The sequence below is a fragment of the Streptomyces sp. 130 genome, from assembly GCF_007096885.1.
GTDB lineage: Bacteria > Actinomycetota > Actinomycetes > Streptomycetales > Streptomycetaceae > Streptomyces.
Map to the genome: position 1 here is coordinate 90830 of NZ_VJNO01000014.1, position 22221 is coordinate 113050.

22 protein-coding genes and 1 pseudogene are annotated in these 22221 nt (G+C 75.0%); 7 read left to right on the plus strand and 16 right to left on the minus strand.

Features of this window, described 5'->3' with window-relative positions; genetic code table 11:
* Positions 1-3: 3 nt before the first annotated feature.
* Entirely contained in the window at positions 4-1338 is a 1335-nt protein-coding gene (locus FKN01_RS14845; protein ID WP_185992846.1) for a DUF4157 domain-containing protein, read from the minus strand.
* A 145-nt stretch (positions 1339-1483) separates the two neighbouring features.
* On the opposite strand from FKN01_RS14845, the pseudogene FKN01_RS14850 reads away from it, so the two are divergent.
* From FKN01_RS14850 to FKN01_RS33170, 4 genes and pseudogenes are all read left to right on the plus strand, one after another.
* Positions 1484-1903, plus strand: a pseudogene (locus FKN01_RS14850) (GNAT family N-acetyltransferase).
* A 173-nt stretch (positions 1904-2076) separates the two neighbouring features.
* Entirely contained in the window at positions 2077-2217 is a 141-nt protein-coding gene (locus FKN01_RS14855) for a hypothetical protein (RefSeq protein WP_185992850.1), read from the plus strand.
* 35 nt (positions 2218-2252) lie between these two features.
* Entirely contained in the window at positions 2253-2777 is a 525-nt protein-coding gene (locus tag FKN01_RS33165) for a hypothetical protein (protein ID WP_260696885.1), read from the plus strand.
* Positions 2778-2788: 11 nt separating this feature from the next.
* Positions 2789-3076: a hypothetical protein gene (locus FKN01_RS33170; protein ID WP_260696886.1), complete on the plus strand. Its 288-nt coding sequence runs from the start codon at positions 2789-2791 to the stop codon at positions 3074-3076.
* 98 nt (positions 3077-3174) lie between these two features.
* Here FKN01_RS33170 and FKN01_RS14870 read toward each other — a convergent pair whose 3' ends face one another.
* A complete protein-coding gene (locus FKN01_RS14870; RefSeq protein ID WP_143620490.1) occupies positions 3175-4461 on the minus strand; it encodes an MFS transporter in 1287 nt (428 codons plus the stop codon).
* A gap of 99 nt (positions 4462-4560) precedes the next feature.
* Between FKN01_RS14870 and FKN01_RS14875 the strand changes: the two genes are divergently transcribed.
* On the plus strand, positions 4561-5646 hold the full coding sequence (locus FKN01_RS14875; RefSeq protein ID WP_143620492.1) for a DUF5937 family protein: 1086 nt from the start codon (positions 4561-4563) through the stop codon (positions 5644-5646).
* Between the two features lie 9 nt (positions 5647-5655).
* Here the strand turns inward: FKN01_RS14875 and FKN01_RS33175 are convergent, their stop codons facing one another.
* From FKN01_RS33175 to FKN01_RS14920, 9 genes are all read right to left on the minus strand, one after another.
* A complete protein-coding gene (locus FKN01_RS33175) occupies positions 5656-6369 on the minus strand; it encodes a zinc ribbon domain-containing protein (protein WP_260696887.1) in 714 nt (237 codons plus the stop codon).
* Between the two features lie 665 nt (positions 6370-7034).
* On the minus strand, positions 7035-7577 hold the full coding sequence (locus FKN01_RS14885) for a phage tail protein (protein ID WP_143620496.1): 543 nt from the start codon (positions 7575-7577) through the stop codon (positions 7035-7037).
* Between the two features lie 49 nt (positions 7578-7626).
* Positions 7627-9582 (minus strand): putative baseplate assembly protein, encoded by a 1956-nt coding sequence (locus tag FKN01_RS14890; protein WP_143620498.1) that lies wholly within the window; start codon positions 9580-9582, stop codon positions 7627-7629.
* Positions 9582-9989, minus strand: a complete 408-nt coding sequence (locus tag FKN01_RS14895) for a GPW/gp25 family protein (protein WP_018101386.1) — start codon at positions 9987-9989, stop codon at positions 9582-9584. The genes FKN01_RS14890 and FKN01_RS14895 overlap by 1 nt, the downstream gene beginning before the upstream one ends.
* Positions 9986-10303 (minus strand): PAAR domain-containing protein, encoded by a 318-nt coding sequence (locus FKN01_RS14900; protein ID WP_143620500.1) that lies wholly within the window; start codon positions 10301-10303, stop codon positions 9986-9988. The genes FKN01_RS14895 and FKN01_RS14900 overlap by 4 nt, the downstream gene beginning before the upstream one ends.
* Positions 10304-10330: 27 nt before the next feature.
* Positions 10331-12100, minus strand: coding sequence for a VgrG-related protein (locus tag FKN01_RS14905; RefSeq protein ID WP_143620502.1), 1770 nt, complete (start codon positions 12098-12100; stop codon positions 10331-10333).
* Positions 12097-12786: a LysM peptidoglycan-binding domain-containing protein gene (locus FKN01_RS14910; protein ID WP_143620624.1), complete on the minus strand. Its 690-nt coding sequence runs from the start codon at positions 12784-12786 to the stop codon at positions 12097-12099. Before FKN01_RS14910 ends, FKN01_RS14905 begins: the two co-directional genes overlap by 4 nt.
* A gap of 85 nt (positions 12787-12871) precedes the next feature.
* On the minus strand, positions 12872-13297 hold the full coding sequence (locus FKN01_RS14915) for a phage tail protein (protein ID WP_143620504.1): 426 nt from the start codon (positions 13295-13297) through the stop codon (positions 12872-12874).
* A 30-nt stretch (positions 13298-13327) separates the two neighbouring features.
* Entirely contained in the window at positions 13328-14995 is a 1668-nt protein-coding gene (locus FKN01_RS14920) for a hypothetical protein (protein WP_143620506.1), read from the minus strand.
* 976 nt (positions 14996-15971) lie between these two features.
* On the opposite strand from FKN01_RS14920, the gene FKN01_RS14925 reads away from it, so the two are divergent.
* On the plus strand, positions 15972-16538 hold the full coding sequence (locus tag FKN01_RS14925; protein ID WP_143620508.1) for a hypothetical protein: 567 nt from the start codon (positions 15972-15974) through the stop codon (positions 16536-16538).
* Between the two features lie 243 nt (positions 16539-16781).
* Here FKN01_RS14925 and FKN01_RS32535 read toward each other — a convergent pair whose 3' ends face one another.
* The 5 genes from FKN01_RS32535 to FKN01_RS14945 all read right to left on the minus strand — a co-directional run bounded on the left by FKN01_RS32535 (position 16782) and on the right by FKN01_RS14945 (position 21233).
* Positions 16782-16940, minus strand: a complete 159-nt coding sequence (locus FKN01_RS32535) for a DUF6760 family protein (RefSeq protein ID WP_018101391.1) — start codon at positions 16938-16940, stop codon at positions 16782-16784.
* Positions 16937-17425, minus strand: a complete 489-nt coding sequence (locus FKN01_RS14930; RefSeq protein ID WP_143620510.1) for a hypothetical protein — start codon at positions 17423-17425, stop codon at positions 16937-16939. The genes FKN01_RS32535 and FKN01_RS14930 overlap by 4 nt, the downstream gene beginning before the upstream one ends.
* Positions 17422-17862, minus strand: coding sequence for a phage tail protein (locus FKN01_RS14935; RefSeq protein ID WP_018101393.1), 441 nt, complete (start codon positions 17860-17862; stop codon positions 17422-17424). Before FKN01_RS14935 ends, FKN01_RS14930 begins: the two co-directional genes overlap by 4 nt.
* 63 nt (positions 17863-17925) lie before the next feature.
* Entirely contained in the window at positions 17926-19452 is a 1527-nt protein-coding gene (locus FKN01_RS14940; RefSeq protein ID WP_143620511.1) for a phage tail sheath family protein, read from the minus strand.
* A 470-nt stretch (positions 19453-19922) separates the two neighbouring features.
* Positions 19923-21233: a hydrolytic protein gene (locus FKN01_RS14945; protein ID WP_143620626.1), complete on the minus strand. Its 1311-nt coding sequence runs from the start codon at positions 21231-21233 to the stop codon at positions 19923-19925.
* A 224-nt stretch (positions 21234-21457) separates the two neighbouring features.
* Between FKN01_RS14945 and FKN01_RS14950 the strand changes: the two genes are divergently transcribed.
* On the plus strand, positions 21458-22198 hold the full coding sequence (locus FKN01_RS14950) for a LuxR C-terminal-related transcriptional regulator (RefSeq protein WP_143620513.1): 741 nt from the start codon (positions 21458-21460) through the stop codon (positions 22196-22198).
* Positions 22199-22221: the final 23 nt, after the last annotated feature.

The window sequence follows — 22221 nt, forward strand, 5'->3', positions numbered from 1 at the left end:
CGGTCAGGGCGCCCTGACCACATCGGGGTGCGGCCTGATGACGACCGTCGTCGTTCCGACCTTTCCGAAATAGGCACCCGGTCCGCCGTAGGACGCGTGGAACGACCGCTGGAGGTCGCCCACCGTGTAGATCTCGGAGTCGGCCGCGGCCAGGTTGGGCGGGCTGTTCCCGTCCGACCAGGCTTCCAGGACGACGCAGTCGTTTCCGTCGCGGGCCACCACCGCCCCGGCGTGGAACTGGCTCATCTCCTTCGTCGGGTCGGGTTTGGTGACCACGATGACGAACGCCTCTCCTGCCTGCGGATCGGCCATCTCGTTCTTCGCGCCGGCGTACTGACGAGCCTGGCGGCGATTGGTCGGGTCCGCCTGGCCGAACACCTCGGTGGGACCGCTGCGGCGGTTGGTGGTCTCGATCGTGCTGTACTCGGCTTCGCCCCAGGCGAGTTCGCCGACACGGTTGTTGATGATCTCCTCGGCGGCGTGGAGGCAGTCCTGCTGGACGTCACTGCCCAGCCAGTGCTTGAAGTACGTCCCCCCGTTCCACTGCGTCGCCTCGTTGTCCGCCCGCCTCAGAGCGGGCGCGATGCTGTTCGCCGGCGCGTCGTCCCGGACCCAGACGTAGGGGGTCTCGGGGTACGTCAGGAAGAGGCCGTTCTCGGACACGCGGAGTTTCTGCCCGTCCACCTCGACGTCGGTGTAGCGCTGCACGGTCTCACCGGTCCGGGCGGCCGTCTGCGTGTCCGCCCGGTGTTCGGTGCCTTCGCCGCGTGCGGGGGCCGGCCCCCTCATGACCCGTGTCGCGTTCGCCTCGGCCTCGCGCTCGAACCGGTCGGAGGGGTCCGATACGCGGAGCCCGGCGCCGTTGTCCGTACCGGCGACCGGGCCCCGGCGCTGCTGGATGACGTGGGTCAGCTCATGGGCGAGCGTGTGCTTGTCGGCCCCGCCGTCACCGATGACCACGTGGTGGCCGGACGTGTAGGCGCGGGCCCCGACCTCGGCGGCCGATGCCTTGGCCGCGGCGTCGGTGTGGATGCGGACGTCCGAGAAGTCCGCGCCGAGCCGCGACTCCATCTCGGACCGGACCGCGCCGTCCAGCGGCCGCCCGGCGGCGCGCAGCACGTCGTTGACCGTCGAGCGCTGCACCGGCCGCTCCGCGTCCTCGTGGCCGCAGTGCGCGTGGCCGGCGGCCCGCAGCATCTGGACGACCGCCGCGTTCCCGACGCTGCCCTGGAGCGCGAGCCACTCGGTGGCGGGCGCCGCGCCAGCGGCCGCCGCCTTGCGGGCCCAGCCGGGCCCGCGCGCCGCGTCTGCCTTCTCGGCACCGTTCTGGCTGCGCATGGGGACCTCTTCCTGCGGAGAGCGTGTCCCTCCCTGCATATCCCGGAGCGCGGGGGCGGTTCCAGGTCCGGCGGGGCACAGTTGAGTGGCCCGGGAGGGCGTACGGCGACGACCGCGCGCGGCCAGTCGCCCTAGGATGCGCCCCATGGCGATCACGTACGAGTGGCGCGGTGACTTCGACAACGCCGCCGTCAACGCGCTCCACGCGGAGGCGTTCGGCCCGTCCGTGGAGGGCACCGACTGGCGGACGCGGACACACCGGCACAGCCTGGGCTGGGTCTGCGCCCGGGAGGCCGACCGGCTGGTGGGGTTCGTCAACGTCGCCTGAGACGGTGGCTCCCATGCGTTCGTCCTCGACACGATGGTCGCCCGGGACGTGCGTAACGCCGGCATCGGCACCGGACTCGTGGCGACCGCGGTGCGCGGTGCCCGCGCGGCGGGCTGCGCATGGCTCCACGTCGACTTCGAAGAGCGCCTCCGTTCCTTCTACTTCGACGCGTGCGGCTTCCGGCGTACGGAAGCGGGGCTCATCGCCCTGGCCCCGGAGCCTGCGGGAGCTCGTTGAAGCGAGCCGCCCCGGCAGCCCCGCCCCGGCTCCGCCGCCGGGCGCCGCGAGCCCGGAAGGCTGCCTCGTGGGCCCGGTCCTCCTCGTCCCGCGACGCCGCGAGAGCGGCGTAGCCGTTCTGCACGATCCGCGGCGACCTGGGCGACGACAGCCTTTCCGCTGCCCTCGCCGAAATGCGGCTGGTGCGCAATCTCGTCCACACCAGCGACGACGCCGACGCGGCTCGACGCGACTTCGGCACCTGGTGCGGCGCCGGCCGCCGCGACCTCTTCACTCCGGAACTGCCGACACAGAGCACGCCCGCCGACGCCTGACCCCGATCCAGCTCCTGAACCGGGCCACGGACCCGATGCTGCCCGCCGTCAAACCCCACGTGTCCAACGTGCTGCGCCAGCTCTACGACCAGGGGCTGACCGACCACGTCCTGATCATCACCCGGTGGCGCGTCGACCCCGACGACTGCGCCGTCCTCAACGGCTTCACCAACCTGCGGTTGACCGTGCTGGTGACCCACTCGCGCATCCAGGACGAGCGGATCGAGCCGGTGGACAGCAGCATCGCCGCCGCGAGCCTGCCCACTCTCTACGAGAACGCCGACCGGTACCGCACCGTCCTGTACTGGCGTCCCATCGTGCCCGGCCTGAACGACTCCGGCGCCGACATCGCCCGCGCCAAGGAGCTGTCCCGGCACGCACACGCCACCGTCTTTACCGGCCTGTTCTTTCCGCGGGGAGATCGCCGCGTACTACGAGGCCCACGGTCTCGAGATGCCGTACGAGGGCACCGCCCGGCGCAAGATCATGCCCGAGGCCGCCGAACAGCGGATTCCCGACGCCTCCGAGGAGGACGCTTCGTGGGGAGCACTGTTCCGTAAGACCTCCTGCGGTGTCGCGTACGCGCACGGGGAGGCCGGCTACAACGGTCACTACGGAAGCCTGGGTCCAGCCGGACACGAAGGCCGTCACTCAGGCGGCACGCGAACTCGGCGCGACCGGCCCGATCAATGTCACCGAGCGTGCCATCGTCGTTGAGGGACTGGATGAGCCGCCGCGCTACTACCTCCAGCACGGATTCGGCTACCAGCGCCACGACCGAGCCAAGCCCCACCACTACCGCCAGCACGGCCGCGCCGACATCGGCTGGAAGGCGGAGTACGGAACACCAACCGCATGATCTTCGCGGTACGTCAGGTGCGCCGGGCAGGAGGCGCGGACGACCGCGAGGACGCGGGCCTCGTCCAGCGGCCGGCCGGCGCTGCCCCGGACGTGTGGTCATCCACCTGTAGGCCCGTCACCTGGCACTGGGCTCGGTTCTCCGGAGTGTCGTGGCGCCGGAGACGCCGGCCGCCCCGTGACCGGTTCCCGGTCGCCTCGCGTGGCGACCGCCCCGGCGGAGAAGAGGGTCGCGGCGGAGAGGCTGCCCCAGAGGGCGGCCGGGCCGTGGGACGCGAGGGCGGTGATCACCGCCGGGGAGACGGCGAGGCCGAAGCCCGACGAGAGCTGGAAGCGGGCGAGGGCGCGGCCCAGGACACGGGCCGGGGCGAGGACCGTGACAAGGGCCGTGGCGCTGCCCGCGTACAGGATCTCGCCCAGCGTGCAGACCACGGACACCACGGCGACGGCCGGGGCGGCCCAGCCCGGCCCCAGCTGGGCGGCGGCGAGGAAGCCGAGGTAGGACGCGGCGAGCAGCACGCCCGAACCGGCCAGCACGAAGCCGCGGGAGAAGCGGGACATCAGGACCGTGACCGGCACCTGGAGGGTGACCACCAGCACGGTGTTGGCCACGAAGACGACCCCCGACCAGACCGGGGAGGCGTGCAACTGCGTGACGAGGACGAGCGGGAGCGCGACCTCGGGGACGTTGAGGCAGAACACGTAGATCACGTTGGCGGCGAGCAGCGCGCGCATCCGGGGCGCCGGCTCCTCGCCTCCGCCCCCGGCCGGGGCGGCGGGCGGCCGGGCGCGCACGCGGACCGAGCGGGCCAGGGCCGCCGACGCGAGGTAGGCGATGCCGGTGACCGCCGCCAGGGCCTGGAGCGCGGCCGTCCCGCCCGCCATGCACGCGGTGGCGAGCAGCGCCCCGGCTCCCAGGCCCGCGTTGCGCAGGGCCCGGCCGCCCGCGAGGGCGGCGTCGCGTTCCCGGCCGTGGGCGACCGTGGCCACGAGGGCCGCGTGGGCGGCGGGCCACGCCTGGTTGCCGATGCCGAGGAAGAGCGCCGCCGCCGTGAACAGCGGTACGTTCCCCGCCGGGGCGGCCAGCAGCAGCGCCACGCCCACCACCCGGACCAGCATCGACGCGGCCACGACCGTGCTGCGCGCGCCCCGGTCCAGCCAGCGGCCGACGGCGGGCATGCCGGCCAGGCCCGCGACGGCCCCGACCGTCATCGCGGTGCCGGTGGCCGGTGCGGAGAGCCCCAGCACGGACACCCCGTAGAGCAGCAGGAAGGGCCGCAGCAGGCCGGTGCCGAGCGCGTCCACGGCGAGGGCGACGGCATAGCGGGGGCCTCCGGAGGCCCGGACGAGGGCGCCCGGCCGCAGCTTGGTGGTGGTGGTTGCCATGGCGTCCACGGTGCGCACGGCCCGCCAGGCGGCCCCGCCGGTTGACCGACACCGTCAATCGACGCGGCCGTCCCCGGTCCGACCGGCGATGATGCGGAGATGACGCTGAGCATCGACATCGCCGGCCTGCCCGAGGGGCGGCTGCGGTTCGCCGCGTCCCCGCTGGCCGAGCTGACCGCGATGCTGCACGTGCTGGCCGAGCCCGCGCACCATCCGGAGCTCGCCGGCTGGGCGGCCGAGGTGCGGGCCGGGCTCCGGCCGGAGCTGGCCGAGCGGCTCACCGAGGCGGAGTTCCTGTGGCGTTCCTCCCGGGCCGACTTCCTGGTGCCCGCCCGTCCCCGGTCGGCCCTCGCCGATGAGCTGGACGACGTGGACCGGATCGACGACGAGACCTATGTGACGGCCGCGCTCGTCACCACGTGCGGCAGCAACCGGGTCCACTTCGGCGCGCCGTCCCCGCTCGCCGACGCGGCGGCGCGCGAACGGGCCCTGGACCGGGCCAGGGCGCGCGGCCCGCTCCAGGACGCCTTCGCGGAACGGCTCCTCGCGGACCCGGCCGCCGTGCGGGCCCGGGTGCGCGACACCCTCGAACAGTGCGCCGAGGCGTTCTTCGAGGCCGCCTGGGCGGGTGCCGCCGTGCGGCTCGCCAACGACGTCCGCCTGAAGAACGACCTGCTGCGGCGCCAGGGCCTGGGGGCGGCGCTGGCTTCGGTCTCCGGCGCGGTGGCCCTGGCGCCGGACGGCGGTCGCATCGTCGTGGACAAACTCCAGGACAACGCCACCTCCGCCCACGGCACCGGGGTGACCTTCCTCCCCAGCGTCTTCGGCCGCCCGCACCTGGTGGTCGTCCACGCGCCCGGGTGGCAGCCCGTGGTGCAGTACCCCGTGCCCGGGGCGGGTCCGGCCGAGCCGGTGCCGCTGGAGACGGTCACGCTGCGGCTGGAGGCGCTCGCGCATCCCGTACGACTGCGGCTGCTGCGCACCCTGGCCCGGGGCCCGCACACCACCGGCGAACTGGCCGACGCCTGGGAGCTGTCGCCCCCGGAGGTCTCCCGTCACCTCGCCGTCCTGCGCCGCGCGGGCCTGCTCACCGCTCGGCGGCACGGCCGTTACGTCCGCTACTCCCTCAGCGTGCCCGCGCTGTCGGGGCTGGGGACGGACCTGATGGCGGCCGTGCTGCGGTGAGCGCCTTCCTCACGTGCGCTTGAAGTACTCGATCTCACCGAGCGCGATCGGGCGCCCGTCGCCCTGGCCCGCCGCCTCGCGGATCGTGAAGCGGATCGTTACGACGTCACTGATGCCCATCCGCAGGGTCTGCTCGCCCGGCTTGTCGGCCAGGGTCATCGTCTTCTCGTGGACCTTTCCGTCCTCCGTCGTGATGGTGAGGTCCGCCCGGGTGGGCCTGGCGCCCTTCTGGAAGACCTCCGCCTTCTTCGAAACGCCCGTGTGGACCGTGACGCCGACCAGCCGGAACGGGTCCTCGAACTCCGCGGTCAGCGCGTCGCCCGTCTTCGGCGCCCCCCAGTACGTGTTCGTCACCCCGTCCACCGCCGCCTTCGCCGGGTGGCCGTGGGCGGACGCGTTCGCGGTGACACGGGCCGGGGAGACCTCGCCCGTGCCGCCGAGCTTGTCGCGTACGTCCTCCACGACGTAACGCCCCGCCGGGACCAGCAGGAAGCCCGCGACCAGGAGGGCCGCGACGACCAGGGCGATGAGGGTCCCGCGCAGCAGCCTCCCCGAGCCCGCCCGCACCCGGCGGTTGAACGGCCACCGGGTCCGCCACCAGGGCAGCGGAGCCGCCTGGGCACGGGGCTTCAGGGGCTCGGCGCAGTTCCGGCAGAACGTGCGGCCCGGCCGGTTGTTCGTCCCGCACGACGGGCAGGGCTCGCCGTCCGGTTCGTCGTCCACCGGGGCCGTTCTGACGGTGGGCCGGGCCGCGATCGGTACACCGGGCCGGACCGCCCCGATCGGCTCCTCGGCCGGGGGTTCCGGCGGCCGCGGATGCGCCGGCTGTACGGGGACGGGTGCGGGGGGCCGCGGGGCGGGGGGCCGCGGGGCGGCCGGGTCCGGCCCGGGGGTCGGCTCCGGGTCCGGTGCGGGCGCGGCGGGCGCGGCCGGGCTCGGGGCCGTACGCGGCTCCGGGGCCGACGCGGGGGCCGGGTCCGGGGACCGCCGCCACGCCGAGCGCCGCGACGCGCGGGGCTCCGGGGCGGGGTCCGGGTCCGGCCCGGGCTCGGGCGCGGTCGGGCTCGGAGCCGTACGCGGGGCAGGGTCCGGCCCGGGCGCGGAAGGCGCGTCCGGGCTCGCGGTCGTACGCGGCTCGGGGGCCGGGTCCGGCTCAGGGTCCGGCCCGGGCGCGGCGGGCGCGGTCGTACGCGGGGCAGGGTCCGGCCCGGGCGCGGAAGGCGCGTCCGGGCTCGCGGTCGTACGCGGCTCGGGTGCGGGGTCCGGCGCCGGGTCCGGGTGCGGCACCCCGGGCCGTACTCGCGTCGACCACCCCAGATACGTACCGCAGCTCCCGCAGAAGTCCTCGTCCTCCGCGTTGGCGGCACCGCAGGCCGGGCACGGGCGGGTCATTCGGGGCTCCCTGTGATCTCGACCCGGCAGGTCAGGTGCGCCGGGCAGGAGGCGCGGACCACCGCCAGGACGCGGGACTCGTCCAAGGGGTGGTCCGATCGGACGCGGACCAGCAGTTCGCCGGTCGGGGCGGGCGGCAGCGCGGAGTCCGGCTCGGACGACCACGTGACGCCGCCGCCGTCCTGGATGTCCGCCTCCACGCCGAAGCAGAGGCGCAGGTGGTCCGCCAGGCCCTGGCGGGTGCCCCGGCGGCGGTGGATCTCCACGGCGCGGGCGACGGCCGCGCGGCGGCGGTCCTCCGGCCAGGAGGGGTCGATGCCCGCGCCGACCCAGGAGGACAGCCAGGGCAGGAAGTCGTCCGGGGTGAGGGCCGGGTCGAAGTAGGCCGGGAGGTTGTCGAGCGTGGACAGGACCGGCGCGAGGACCGTGTCCAGGCCCGCCGTGAAGCGCTGGGCGAGGTCGTCGTCCGCGTACAGGGCGGGCAGCAGCGCGCCGATCGGGTAGCGGCTGGGGAGGCCGGGGACGGCGGCCCGCGTCATGAGCGCTCCCCGGTGCCGGTGCCTACGGAACTCATGGCGGCGGACCTCGTCATGCGCGCGCCCCCGCAGCCGTCACCGCGACCTGGTGCTGGTGGGAGAAGACGAGCGCGTTGGCCGCCACGTCGATGCGGTCCACCGCCCCGCCGCGCCTCCCGGTCAGGGGATCGGCGGGGAACAGGCGGACCTCCTCGACCAGGCGGACGCCGGGCACGTTCTGGAGGGCGGCGAACACCTCCCCGTACTGCACGGGCCTGCCGAACGGCCAGCCGGTGCCGTCCGCGCCGCCCCTCAGCGGGTCGATGAGGCGGAAGAGCGCGTCGAGCGCGGCGGTCCGGACCCGGTCCGTGTCGCCCTCGTCCGCGACCAGCCCGGCGACGACGGTGACGCCCTGGTAGGCGGGGGGCTCGACCACCAGGCGGGTGCCGACGAGCCGCCGTTCGTCCAGGCGCCCGGCCACCGCCGCGAGGACCGGGTCCGGCGGGATCAGCTGCTCGAAGCGGAGCCGGCCGCCCTCGTCGGGGACCGCGTCGGGCACCACCAGGACCCGGACCGCGCCGCCCTCGCCGGGGGCGGCGGGCAGGCAGCGGACCCGGCGCAGCGAGGGCGCGGCCTCGCGGGCGATCGCCTCGTGGTCCTCGGCGGTGACGGCCCGCTCCTGGACGCGGAGGATCTGCGGCGCGCGCAGCTTCGCGTTCTCGACGGTCTCGCCGTCCACGCCGCCGCGCGCCGCCTCCCGGTTGTCGACCCCGGCGACGTACGGGACGGAGCTGCGCAGGACGCGGATCGCGCCGCGCGCCACGTTGCCGGCGGCGCCGCCGCCCGTGCGGTAGCGGGTGAGGCGGATGTGGGCGCCCTTGGCGGGCACCGCCCCGTACGCCCGCATGGTGCCGTCCGCCTCGCGCACCTCGGGCGGGAAGGCGAACCGGCCCGCGACGGCGTCGATCAGCACGTGCCGGTCGGCCGGGCCGGAGGCGGCGAAGTGCTCGACCGGGGTCCAGGTCTGCCAGCCGTCGGCCGAGGACACCTCCACGAGCGGCGGTTCCCCGTCGAGCAGGACGGGCGTCCGGGGCGCGGCGAAGGTCTGGCCCGCGACCCCCTCGGACGTCCCGAGCGCCACGTCGTACACGGTCTCCGCGTGCTCGACGGCGGCCGTGCCGCCGACCGTGAAGACCTCCGCCTCGCGGATCGTCGGGGACTCGGAGTAGAAGGGCTGGCCGGGGGCGGCCTCGGTGACCCGGCAGCGCAGCCAGCCCGCGCGGATGCCGGCGGTGACGGACTCGGTGTGCCCGGCGGGCACGAACACCGTGATCTCGCCCGGCTTGTTGAGCCCGCCGGTGGAGTCGACGCCGGTCGCGCACGGCACCCAGCGGGCGCCGTCCCACGCCTCCCAGGCCAGCGGCGGCTGCCGGGGGTCGACGCCGACGCCCTCGACCCGGCTGTCCAGCCGCACGGCGACGATGCAGCGGGGCACGGCGGTGGGCAGCCCGAACAGGAGGGCGTCGCCGGGCTGGGGCCGGGCCTGGAAGCAGGGGATGTCCCGGCCCTCGGCGAGCGGCGCGGTGCGGTCGGTCTGCTCGCCGGACGCCGGGACCGTGACCAGGCGGACCAGGGAGCTCGGCACGATCGCCAGGTCCTCGACGGTCGAGAAGACGACCGCCTCCTCCGTCTCGCCGCGCGCGGTCGCCACCTCCGTGCCGGCCGGGAGGCGCACGGTGTCCGGCTGGGGCGCGGACAGCCAGAAGTCGACGTCGGCGCGGGCGGCCGTCGGCGGGAACAGCCGCACCCCGAGCAGGTCCAGGAAGGCGAAGTAGTTGCGGTCCGGCACCCGGTTCAGCCGGTACAGCAGCTGGTCGACCATGTAGGCGAAGGTCTCGATCAGCGTGACGCCGGGGTCCGACACGTTGTGGTCGGTCCACTCGGGCGAGCGCTGCTGGACGTACCGCTTGGCCTCGTCCACGAGCTGCTGGAAGCGGCGGTCGTCCAGATTGGGCGGGGTCAGGGACATCAGCGGGCTCCCGCCTCGGGGATCGTGTAGAAGGGGAAGACGAGGTTGCGCAGGTCGTTGGTGGACCGGACGGTGTAGTGCACGTCGATGTAGAGCGTGCCTTCCTCGACGGTGTCGTACGCGACGACCACGTCCCGGACCTCGATGCGCGGCTCCCAGCGCTCCAGGGACGTACGCACCTCGTGGGCGATCCGCCCGGCGGTCGCGCCGTCGCCGGGTGCGAAGACGTATTCGTGGATGCCGCAGCCGAATTCGGGGCGCATGGGGCGTTCGCCGGGTGCGGTGCCGAGGATCAGGCCGATGGCCTCTTCGATCTCCTGCTCCCGCTCGACCATGCCGATGCCGCCGGTGGCGCCGACGCGCAGCGGGAAGCCCCAGCCGCGCCCGATGAAGCCGTGCTCGCTCACAGCGCGCCCCCGATCAGGACGTTGGGCGCACCGGCGACGATCTTCGCGCCGCAGGTCGTCGTGTCGCCCATGCGGGCGGCGGGCAGCCCGCCGATCAGGACCGCGCCGCCGACGGCCGCCGCCGGGTTCGGCATGACGACGTTCCCCGGGCCGAGCAGGGCGTGCGGGGGCACGGCGCACACGTGCAGGCTTCCGGTGACGGCGGCCGGCTTGCCGCCGATCAGCACGGTGGCGACGGCGACCGCGCCCGGGGGCGGGGTGCCGATGACGCCACCGTGGACGGTGGGGTCGCCCGTACGGGCTGCCTGGGGCATGGCTGGTGATCTCCTCGGTGGGACGCGTCAGTTGATGCGGACGAGTGCGGCCTTCAGGACGGCGAGCAGGCCGCCGTCGACGGTGACTCCGGTCTTGCCGGTGACGGTCACCGACCTGCCCTTCACCTGGACGTCTCCGGCGCCCGCGTCGAGCGTGATCCCGGTGCGGCCGAGCGACAGGGAGCTGAGGACCCGGGAGGTGCCGCGCGCGTACACCTTGAGCGCGATCTCGCCGCGCCGCTCGTCGAGCACGACCTCCAGCTGCTCGTCCCCGGTGGCCAGCCGGACGCCGGACGGGCCGCGCGGGGTGTCGAGCAGTTCGATCCGGTTGCCCGAACGGGACACCAGGGAGCGGCGGTTGACCTTGCCGCTGGTCGGGTCCACGAGCGGGACGTCGTGCGGGGACGGCTTGTCGACGCCGTTGTAGAGGCCGCCGAGGACGTACGGTGCGTCGATCAGGCCCTGTTCGAAGCCGACCAGCACCTCGTCGTTGACCTCGGGGCTGAAGACCCCGCCGCCGCCCTGCCCGCCCCACTGCACCGTACGGACCCAGTCCGTGACGTAGGTGTCGTCCAGCCAGGGGAACTTCAGCCGCACCGAGCCGCGTTCCTTGCCCCGGCCCTCGCGGATGTCGGTGACGACGCCGATCGCGAGGCCCGGCATGCGCGGGCCGGGCACGGGCGCCCCCTGGCCGCCGGTGAGGCCGGTCAGCGAGCGGTCCGGGTCGGTGCTGACCAGGACGGTCGTACGGTAGCCGCCCTGCGGGTCCAGGGTGTGGTGGGCGGCGGTCGCGGTGTAGCGCCCGGCGAACGCGGGGCCGACGTTGCCGAGGGCGACCGGTTCGCCCGCGCGCAGCTTCGGATTGCCCTCGGCGACCGCCTCGATCTCGCCGAAGCCGGAGGCGACCCGCCCGGCCACGGCTCCGGCGACCGAGCGGGCCTCGGCCTGGGTGCGGTACGGGGTGTCGGCGACGGTCATCCGGGCGTTCTTCCCGAACAGGGCGGCGGGCGTGGCCGGGTCGGCACCCGGGGTGACGGTGGTGGACCGGATCGACTGCTCCCGGGCGACCAGCCGGACCTTGTTCTCCACGTCCCAGCCGCGCACCTCCACGCTGTCCGCCCCGTCCGCCCCGGTCAGCACGGCCCGGAGCGCCAGCAGGTTGCGGCCGTACTCCAGGACCATGGGGTGCTTGGACGCGGAGGTGGAGGGGGCCGGCGCCGAGGCGGCGGGCTTCGGCTTCACGAACTGGAGCACGCCCTTCTCGTCCACCCGGACGTGCGCCCCGCACTCCCCCGCGAGGTACTGGAGGAAGTCCCAGTCCGAGATGTTCGGCTGGGTCAGCTGCTTGTACGTCACCGGGGCCGCCTCGACCTTCCCGCACGGCAGCCCGGCCCCGGCGGCGACCTTGCGGACGATGTCGGCGGCCTTCATGTTCCGGTACGCGACGACCTTGCGCCCGCGCCGCAGCCGGTGCGCCTTGGAGAAGGCGCGGACCACGGTGAACGAGCCGGTGGTGTCGCTGTCGAGCTCCAGCGCGGTCACCTCGCCCGTGAACAGCCGCTCGCGCGCCCGTTCCTGGACGGTGACCACGGAGATCTTCAGCTCGGTGCCGATCGTGATCCCGGTGGCGGTGAGCAGCGTGTGGTACGGGTCGCGGTACGTCAGCACGGCGCTGTCGGGGAGCCCGATGTTCTCGTCCACCGCGCAGCTGACCAGCTGGGCGGCCCACGCCTGGGGCAGCTCGGCGGGCGCCTCCACGATGGGGTCGGCGGCGAAGGAGCGGGCGGGGCCGGTCATCGGGCCGCCTCCGCCACGCCGTCCTCGGCCGCGCCGTCCTCCAGCGCGGGCACCAGGAGTTCGCTGCCCGGGGGCAGGTGCATGGGGTCGTCGATGCCGTTCGCCTCGGCGATCGTGCGCCAGGCCGTGGCGTCGCCGTACTCCCGCCAGGCGAGCAGCGGCAGGCTGTCCCCCGCGACGACCGTGTGCGTGCGCCGCGCCTCCCGCGAGCCGGACGTCGGGTTCTGCCCGGCCGGGTCGACGCTCGCCTCCTCGATGGACAGCGAGCAGGTGGCGCGCAGCGGCTTCCCGTCCACGTCGAACAGCGTGTACGAGACGGAGAGGCTGGACAGCACCCCGTCGAACGACGTCGTCCGCGAGGTCCCCCAGTCGAACCGCACCCAGGGGCTCGACGGCTTCTTCCGCCCCAGGCTGCTCGGCGTCGGCACGCAGGCGGTCATCAGCTGCTCGACCGCCCTCTCCACGGAGTTGTCGTGGGTGGCGGTGGCGTCCAGGAACACGTCGAGCGACAGCGAGCGGGGCCCGCTGCCCACGAACTCGGGCAGCGCGGACTCGCCCGCCGTGCGGGACGGGGTGCGGCGCCACTCGGTGGACTTGCGCAGCGAGAGCGTCGCCGGGTTGAACTGGAGCGTCAGCCGGGCGAGGGTCCCGCCCGGCTTGGCGCCGACGTCCGACGGCGGCTCCATGATGGTCAGCTGTGCGCGGGCACGGCTCGTGCGGGCTGCGGCTGGCACGGGGTCCCTCCTTCCTTGACGCGGTCTCGGCGGCCCGTCACGACGGCACCAGCCCCTCGTGCGCGATCTCCAGCGTCTCGACGGCCGCCTGGGAGCTGGCCGGGTCGAAGGACGGCCCCTGCCAGCGGACCGGGACGATCCCCTGCACCTGCCAGCTGACGATCCGGCTGAGGTTCGGACGCAGGGCGACGATCTCGCCGTCCTTGCGTTCGACGCGCTGCGTCGTCTCGTTCAGCCAGCGCGCGATCTTGAGCGTGTCGGCGGTGACCGGGCGGGTCAGCGTGATGTTGGTCCAGGTGATCCGCCCCGGCAGCTGCCAGGTGTACCCGTTGTTCCCGCCCTCCGCGTACTGCTCGATCTCCACTTCGGCGCCCAGGCCGGAGCAGGTGTGGAACGCGCCGAGGTCGCTCCCGCCGATGGTGAGCTTGAAGAACACGCTCGTCGCGAAGATGTTGTCCGTCATCCGTTGCTTTCCTTCTCAGCGCTGTGCTGGTCAGCGGCGGCCGTCGTACGGACGTCCGGAACGTTCGCGGCCCCGCCGCAGGTCGGCCCGGAGGAGCCGGGCGACGGGGTCGATGAGGCGTCGGGCCAGGTCTTCGACGTCCACGTCGGCCTCGGCGGGCGCGGCGGGCGCGGCGGGCCGTGCGGGCGCCGGGCGCTGGGCGGGCTGCCGCTGGACGACGGTCACCGGCACGCCGGCGAGACCGGCCTGGGCGACGGCGCGCTGGACGGCTTGCGCGTGCGCCTGACCGTTCGCCTGCGCGGGCGGTGACTGGGCGGTCCCGGGGGCGGACGGCCGGGGGGCGCCGGGGGCGCCCGCCTCCGGCCCGGCCCCCGCGACGGGGGCGCCCGCCTCCGCCACGACCGGCATCGCCAGGCGCTGCACCGGCACGACCGGTCCGCCCGGGCGGGCGGTGCCTGGCGGGTCCGGGCGGACGGCGGCGGCCTGGGGCACCACCGGCTCCTGCGGCGCGGCGGACCGGGCCGGGAGCGGCGCGTGCGGGCGGGGCGGGGCGACCGGGTCGGCGGCCACCCGCTGGACGACGGGCCCGGCTTGCGCACTCGGGGCGTCGCGCCGCCAGGTGGCCGGTACGACGGGCCGGGTGGTCACGGCGGACGGACGGGCGGTGAACCCTTCGGCCGCCCCGGTCCGCACGGCGAGCGTCCGCCCGGTGAGCAGGGCACGGGCCCGCTGCACGGGAGCGGGCCGGGCCGCGCGACGCGAGGGGACGGGGCGGACGCGGACGGGGGCCGGCTGCCCGGCGGGCGGTTGCCCGGCGGGCGCGGTCCGCAGGGGCATCGCGGGGGGTGCGGCGGGACCGGGGCGCGCCCGGCGCGCGGCGTCGCTCGCGGTGCCGGCGGTGGGCGGGAGGGCGGACAGGGGCGCGCCGAGCCCGCCCCGGGTGCGGGCGTGGGAGCCGGGGCCGGCGGGCGCGGGGTGCGCCGGACCGGTGGTGGGCTGCGCGGGGGTGACGCCGTCCGGCGTCTGCCGCTGGACCACGGGCAGCGCGGGGCCGCCCGCGACCCGGTGGGCCGGCGCGAAGGGGGCGGCCTCTGCGGGGAGTTCGCGGAGCGGCTTGCCCAGGGTAGGCCGGGCGGCGCCTCGGGGGGCCGCGGGTGCGCCCGGGGCGGGGCGGGGCGGGTGCACGCCGGCGGACGCGTCCGCCTGGCGCTGGACGGCGGGCAGGGCGGGGGCGGACCCGTCCGCCTGGCGCTGCACCACGGGGAGCGCGGGCCCGTCCGGCGCACCCGGAGTGCCGGACGCGTCCGCCTGGCGCTGGACCACCGGCAGGCCGGGAAGGGCTGCGGACGGCTGCCCGTCCGGGGCAGGGCGTACGGAGGGACCACCCGCCGGCCCGGCGGGCGCGGCCGGGTTCGCCACGGGCGGCTGCCCGCCCAACGTCGGGCGCACGGACGGACCGCCCCCCGAACCGATGGACGCGGACGCGTCCGATTCCCGCCGCACCACCGGCAGAGCGGGCCCGGCCGGGGCACCCGGCGCGGGCCGCTCCCGGGCGACCGGCGCGTCCGCCTGACGCTGGACCACCGGCAGAGCGGGCCCCGCCTGGGCACCCGCCTCCCCGGCGGCCCGGGCGCCCGGCGCCGGGCTCACGGCCGGACCGGCCGCCGGTCCGGCGGGGGCCTCCACCTGGCGCTGCACCACCGGCAGCGCAGGCCCCGCCGGCGTAACGGACGCGTCCGCTTGCCGCTGTACCGCCGGCAGTTCGGGCGCGGCCGGATTCGCCACGGGCGGCTGCCCGCCCAACGTCGGGCGCACGGACGGACCGCCCCCCGAACCGGTGGACGCGGACGCGTCCGATTCCCGCCGAACCACCGGCAGAGCGGGCCCCGCCGGGGCACCCGCCTCTCCGGCGGGGGCCGACCCGTCCGTCACGCGCTGCACCACCGGCAGGGCGGGGCCGGACGCCTCGGCCGCCGGGCCCGCAGGGCCGCCCGCGCGGGGCAGTCCCCCCGCGGGCCCGGCCGACCCCGGCCCCGCCCCAGGCACGGCGGACGTGTCCGCCCGACGCTGCACCCCCGCCAGTCCAGGCCCGACCGGCGCCGCCACGGGCGGCTGCGCGTCCAGGGTCGGGCGCACGGACGGACCGGCCGCCGGACCGGCAGGCGCGGACCCATCCGTCACGCGCTGAACCACCGGCAGAGCGGGCCCCACCGGGGCACCCGCCTCTCCGCCAGCCCGGCCGCCCGGCGCCGGGCTCACCGCCGAACCGGCCGCCGGTCCTGCAGGCGCAGACCCGTCCGTCATGCGCTGAACCACCGGCAGGGCGGGGCCGGACGGCTCAGCAACCGGGCCCGAAGGGCCGCCCCCGAAGGGCAGTTCACCCGACGGCCCGGCCGACCCCGGCCCTACCCCAGGCACGGCGGACGTGTCCGCCCGACGCTGCACCCCCGCCAGTCCAGGCCCGACCGGCGCCGCCACGGGCGGCTGCGCGTCCAGAGTCGGGCGCACGGACGGACCGGCCGCCGGACCGGCAGGCGCGGACCCGTCCGACGCGCGCTGCACCACCGGCAGAGCCGGGCCGGACGGCCCGGCACCCGAGCCCGAAGGGCCGCCCCCGAAGGGCAGCTCACCCGACGGCCCGGCCGACCCCGGCCCTACCCCGGGCACGGCGGACGTGTCCGCCCGACGCTGCACCACCGGCAGGGCCGGTCCCTCGGCGGAGGACGGCTCGTCCGCCTGGCGCCGCACCTCCGTGTCGGCCCCGGGCGGCAGCGCGCCCATGGGCTCGCCGAGACCAGGGCGTACCGGCACCGCCGTGGAGGCGACGGCCGACACCGTGCGGGGAGCCGTCGCCGGGCGGCGGGCGACGATCAGCGGGGGCGCCGTGCGGCGGGCGCGTACCGGTGCGGGGGGCATCTGCGGCGACGCGGACCGCTCACCGCCACCGGACGCGGTACCGGCCACGGCCGGGACCACGCGCCTGGGCACGCCCGTGCTCCGGCCCGCCCGGGCCACCGGCGCCGAAGGCGCCAAGGGCGCCATGGGCGCAGCCGGGGCCCGGTCCGCCGGGGCGGCCTCCCCCTCACCCGGCGCCGAAGGCGCCACCGGCGCCACCGCCCGCAACACCAGCGGCGCCCCCGAGGGCGCGGTGCGCGGCCTCCCCGGGGTCGCGGTCACGCCGTGCACCCGCCCCACCGGGGCCGACGGCAGCACCGCGTGGCCGAGGTCGCCGTCGCTGTAGGCGACGTTCTGCCAGGACGCCAGGCCGGACCGGAAGCGCAGGCCGTCGCTGACGCCGATCGAGGACCGGGCGACGGTCACCACCGGCGGTGCGACGCGGCGCCAGCCGCCGTCCCAGTCCGCGCGGGGGTGCGCGGAGGCGGCGGCCACCCCGGGGACGGCACCGGGCTCCGGCGCCCGGTCCGCCGCCTCGGAGGCGCCCGCCACCGGACGCTTCCGGAACCAGCCCCTCAACTCCACGCCCTCACCCGCTCTCGTTCACGCGGGTGTTGATCCGCGCTATCTCCCTCACCCATTCCTGCCGCTCACCGTGTGTGAGGTCGAGGATCTCCTCGCGCTGCCAGTGGAAGTGGTAGGCGATGTACGCGATCTCCTCCCGCAGCCGGGAAGGCGCGTACGTCACGATTCCCCCAGGCGCTCACCCGACAGGTCAACCTCGAACGAGCCCTGGCACAGCGGACAGGTGACCGCCGCGTGGGTGTGGCCCTCGCTGTTGATGCGGCGGTAGAAGTCCTGGAGGAACGCCACATCGGTCGCGTACATCCGCTCGACCACCCCGGCGTGCACATCGGTGATCGTGCCGAGGCGGGTGATGACCTGGCTGAGGAGCACCACGCTCAGGTACGCGGGGTTCTCCTTGACCCGGAGGTCGATCTGCGGACGCAGTTCGTCGCGGGCGGTGGCCAGCCGCATGGTCCCGGTCCGGTGGGTCCGGCCCTCGTCGTCCACGTAACCGCGCGGCAGCTCGAAGTCGAACTCGTCGGGCCGGCGGGCGGCCGGGGGCGGCGCCGGGGCGGGGGCCGGGGCCTCGGTCGGCGCCGGCGCGGCGGCGGCGAGGCTGTCCAGGACCTCCTCGAGACCGCCGCCGGAAACGGTCCTGCGCCTCATTCGACCACGATCTCCTCGAAGGTGATGGTGACCGTCTCGGTCGCGGCGCTGGACTCGCCGGCCTTCAGCGAGGGGCCCTCCCAGCGGCTGGCCCAGCCCTGCATCAGCTGGATGCGGCGGACGGTGTCGCCCTTGGAGTCCTTGATCTCGATGGTGAGGTTCTGCCGCGCGGTGTCGACGGCGCCGTTGTTCAGCGTCTCCTTGATCCACTTGGTGAACTCGCTGCTCTTGTCGAGTCCCCGGGTGATCGTCACCTCACCGGCCTGTCGCGCGCCGGGCTGCTTGCGGATGATCTGCTTGCCGGTGGAGGTCACCTGCCGGACCTCCACCACCTCCTCCTCGACGGTCAGGCCGCTGATCTCCTGGATGGACTCCACGAGATAGCCGCCGAGCTGCACGCCGAAGACGTGGGTGGAAAGAGCGTCGCCCTCTGCCATGACTGTGTGTCACCTGTTCCGTTCGTTGTCGCCTGCGGTGTTACTGCGGGAGAGGGACGGCTGTCACTCGTCCACGAGGCTCGTGCTGTCCGAGAACTGCGAGAGCCGGAAGACGACGAACTCCGCCGGCTTCACCGGAGCGACGCCGATCTCGCAGACGACCTGTCCGAGGTCGATGGACTCCTGCGGGTTGTTGTCCCGGTCGCACTTGACGTAGAACGCCTCTTCCGCCGTACGGCCGAAGAGCGCGCCCCGGCGCCATTCCTCGGAGAGGAACGCGGTGACGTTGCGCCGGATGCTCGACCAGAGGCGGTCGTCGTTCGGCTCGAAGACGACCCACTGGGTGCCCAGGAGGATCGACTCCTCCAGGTAGTTGAAGAGCCGACGGACGTTGAGGTAGCGCCAGGCCGGGTCGGAGGAGAGGGTGCGGGCGCCCCAGATCCGGATGCCCCGGCCGGGGAACGCGCGCACGCAGTTGACGCCGATCGGGTTGAGGAGGTCCTGCTCGCCCCGGCTCAGGCGGAGTTCGAGGTCGAGCGCGCCCCGGATGACCTCGTTGGCGGGGGCCTTGTGCACACCGCGCTCGCCGTCGCTGCGGGCCCAGACGCCGGCGACGTGGCCGCTCGGGGGCATCAGGGTCTGGCGGCCGGTGGCCGGGTCGAGGACCTTGAGCCAGGGGTAGTACACGGTCGCGTAGCGCGAGTCGTAGCCGGCGTCGTCGTTGCGCCAGGTGCGCACGCGCTGGGCGTTCATGCCGGGCGGGGTGTCCAGGACGGCGACCCGGTCGCCCATCTGCTCGCAGTGCGCGATGAGGGCGAGCTGTACGGCCCGGACGCCCTCGTCGTCGATGTCACCGCGCTGGTGGGCGCTCATCAGGTCGGGGACGGCGACCATGGTGATCTCGTCGATCGCCTCCAGGGCCGCGATGCCCGTACGCTCCGCCGCGTCGCCCACGTACTCGGTGGGGCCGGTCCGGCCGGTGGTGCTCGCGTCCGGCGCGGCGGGCGCGAGGGTGAGGCTCTGCTTCTCGGGGCGGGACTGCGCCGCGCCGGGCTGCTCGGTGACCTCGATGAACTTGGACTGGCGGGCCTGGGTGACGAGGTAGCCCTTGACGTTCTTGCGCACGGAGGTGTCGAAGGTCTCCACCACCTTGCCGCCCTGACGGACCAGCAGGCGGAAGCGGTCCTCCGGCGGGTTCTCGCCCTCGGCGTCGGCGACCTCGATGGAGATCCCGTCACCGGCGCCCTGGCGGGCCGCGACCAGGAAGCCGCCGATGGCCACGGAGGGGGCCGTCGCGGGCGCGGTGTCCCGGGGGGCGTCCTCGGCGGGGCCGCCGATCCGGACGATGTACGCGGCGCCGCCGCCGTTGCTGAAGAAGCCGTGGACGGCGAGCGTCAGATACGTGTCCGGGGTGAAGGTGCCGAACGTCGAAACGTACTGGTCCCAACTGGTCACCAGCGTCGGCCGGTGGAAGGGGCCGGTCTCCGCGAAGCCGACGAAGGCGGCGACGGCGGTGCCGACACCCTCGATGGGCCGTGCTCCGGACTGCACCTCCTCCACGTAAACACCTGGGGTGAGGTACGACGGCATGCTCGCTCCTTCGGCTGGTCAGTCGTTCGCCCGCCCAGTCTTGCCAGGGCGTGCGCGGGAGCAGTAGGTCTCAAAGTCCTGGCCGGGGGGCAGGGCGGCTGCCTTTCCGGGGCGGTGCGTCCACACACCGGACACGAGGGATTAGTTTTGGCCAGAAAGTCGCGAGCGGGTCGGTGAGATCGGCTGGATTTCTACGGGCACTCCGGGGAACCGGATGAGTGCCGATCCGCTCCGCCGAGCACGCGGCTCAGTGGTCCAGTCCATTCGTCGCGCACGGAAATGACCGGGAATCACCCGGGAAACACCGGAATTGGCCCGCTGCCCGCGCTCCGCGCATTTACGAGTCCAACCGTTCCGGGTGTGTCCGGGTGTGTGAAGGGACACACCCGGATGAACACTCGGTGGCGCATCCCCGCAGGTGAGAAACCCGTCTGTTCACATGACCGGAACGGACGGCCAGGAACCCGGCGCTATCGTTCCTCTCGCGAAACATCGCTCAGCACGCCGCTGACATTGAGCACTTGGTGACAGCCGGAAGCCTGCTTACCGGTGGCCGGAGTCCCGGGCTTCGCGCAGGTCACGGAAACGGTGACCGCCGCCTTCTCCGGAATCTGAATGGGGGTGACCCAGTGATAGTCCTGGTTCCTGAACGTCTCCAGGGCAATGGTGGTGATCTTCCGCTGCCCGAAGGAGATGGTCAGCAGCCCCTCGTCGCCCTGGAAATTGGCCACGACGATGTCCGTGACACCGAAGGTCTTGCCTTCCGGGACCACATAGGTGCCGTTCTTCCGGCCGCCGGCGTCCGTCTGCACGTCGATGGTCTGGGAGCTCTGCAGGCCGCCGCCGCCACCGGAGCCGCCCGGGCCGCCGGTGCCGCCGGTCGAGCCGCCGCCGCCGCTCGTGGCGCCGCCGGGCCCGGCGGCGCCCCCCGAGCCCTGCCCCTCGCCCTGGGGCTCCTGCTGTCCGCCACCGGAGGCCGAACCGCCCTGCTGGGGCTGCCGGTTCTCCTCCTGCGCGGCCTTGGCGCCCGCCTCCTCGGCGGTGGAGCGGACGGCCGGACGCACCAGCGCGAACCAGGCGAGCAGCAGCGCGAGCACCGCCGCGAGCAGGATCAGCAGCCACTTCGGAAAGACCGGGATCTGGGCGAACTCGCCCGGCAGCGGCTCCGCCCCGCCCTCCCGGGGCCCCTCGGCCCCGGCGTCCTGCGGCTCCCCGGCCACCACCTCGAACGGCCAGGCGGCCGGCGCGCCGAACCAGATCAGCTTCCGGGCCCGGACCTTGAGGCCCGCCTCGGCGGACTCCCCCGGCTCCAGCTTCCGGCGCTCCGGCGTGAACGCGAGGCGCAGTTCCTCGCCGGGCTGCCGGGCACTCAGGGCCACCTCCGTGGGAGCGTTCCCACGGTTCTGTACGACGGTACGGAAGCGGGCCCCCAGCCAGCCCCGGCGGCGCCCCGGTTCCAGGCGTGCGCGCAGCTCGTGGAACGGCTCGACCACCACCGTCATCTCCGGGACGGCCACCGACTCGGGGTGCTCGGCGGGCAACACCCTTATCCCCAGGGGCTTCTCGCCGGCCGGGACCTCGTGGGACCGGGGCGGCGCGAAGCGCACCGTGACGGTCTCGGAGGTGCCGGGGTAGAGGGAGACCCGGGCCGGTTCCACCGTGGTCCACGCCGCACAGTCGCCGACCACGTCGAGGGTGTATGCCTCGACGATGTCCCCGTCGTTGCGCACGGTCAGCGTGGTCGTCGCTTCGGCGCCGGGCGACACCGTCACCGTGGGCATTGCGAGTTCGGCAGATGTGGTCACCCTGCGACGCTAGGCCGCGGCGCGCCCCCGGCAGCAGGGGCGCGAGGGCAATGTCGGGGCAGGGGCGATGCCCCGGGGGCACACCCGCGCCGGGTGCCCGCGCCGCACCCCCGCGCGAGGTCGCCCTGCGCTCCCCGGACGTACGCGCACGGCACCGGACGTAACGGAATTCGGCGGAAGCGGCCCAGAAGGACGAGCACATGACCACGATCACGACAGACATGACGAAGACGGGGGCGGCGGGCCCGCGCGACCTCCCCCTGCCCACGCAGCCCGCGCAGCCCGCGCAGCCCGCGCCCGGCATAGCCGGCCCGGCGTCCGGCCGGGTCTCGGTGGCGGTGTACGCGGAGGACCTGATCCTCCGGACCGGGGTGGTGCAACAGCTGCGCCGGCGCCCGGAGATCGAGCTGGTCCCGGACGAGGAGGCGGACCGGGCCCAGGTCTCCCTGGTGGTGGTGGACGTGGTGAACGAGCCCGCCGTCCAGCTCCTGCACCGCCTCCAGCGCAACACCGCGACCCGGACCGGCCTGGTCGTCGGCTACTTCGAGGCGGGCGCCCTGCAGACCCTGATCGAGTACGGGGTGGCCGCGGTGCTGCGGCGCGGGGAGGCCGACCAGGACCGGCTGGTCCACCTCGTGACGGCCATCGCGAAGGGCGAGGGGGTCCTTCCCGGGGACCTCCTCGGCAAGCTCATCGACCACGTCAGCAGCCTGCACCGCTCGGTCCTGGACCCGAGGGGCCTCTCGCTGTCCACGCTCACCACACGGGAGGCGGAGATGATCCGGCTGGTGTCGGAGGGCTACGGCACGGCGGAGATCGCGCAGAAGACCGCGTACTCCGAACGCACCGTCAAGAACGTGCTGCACGAGGTCGCGACCCGGCTCAACCTGCGCAACCGGGCGCACGCGGTGGGGTACGCGATGCGGCACGGGCTGATCTGACGCGCACCCGGTCCACCGCGCAC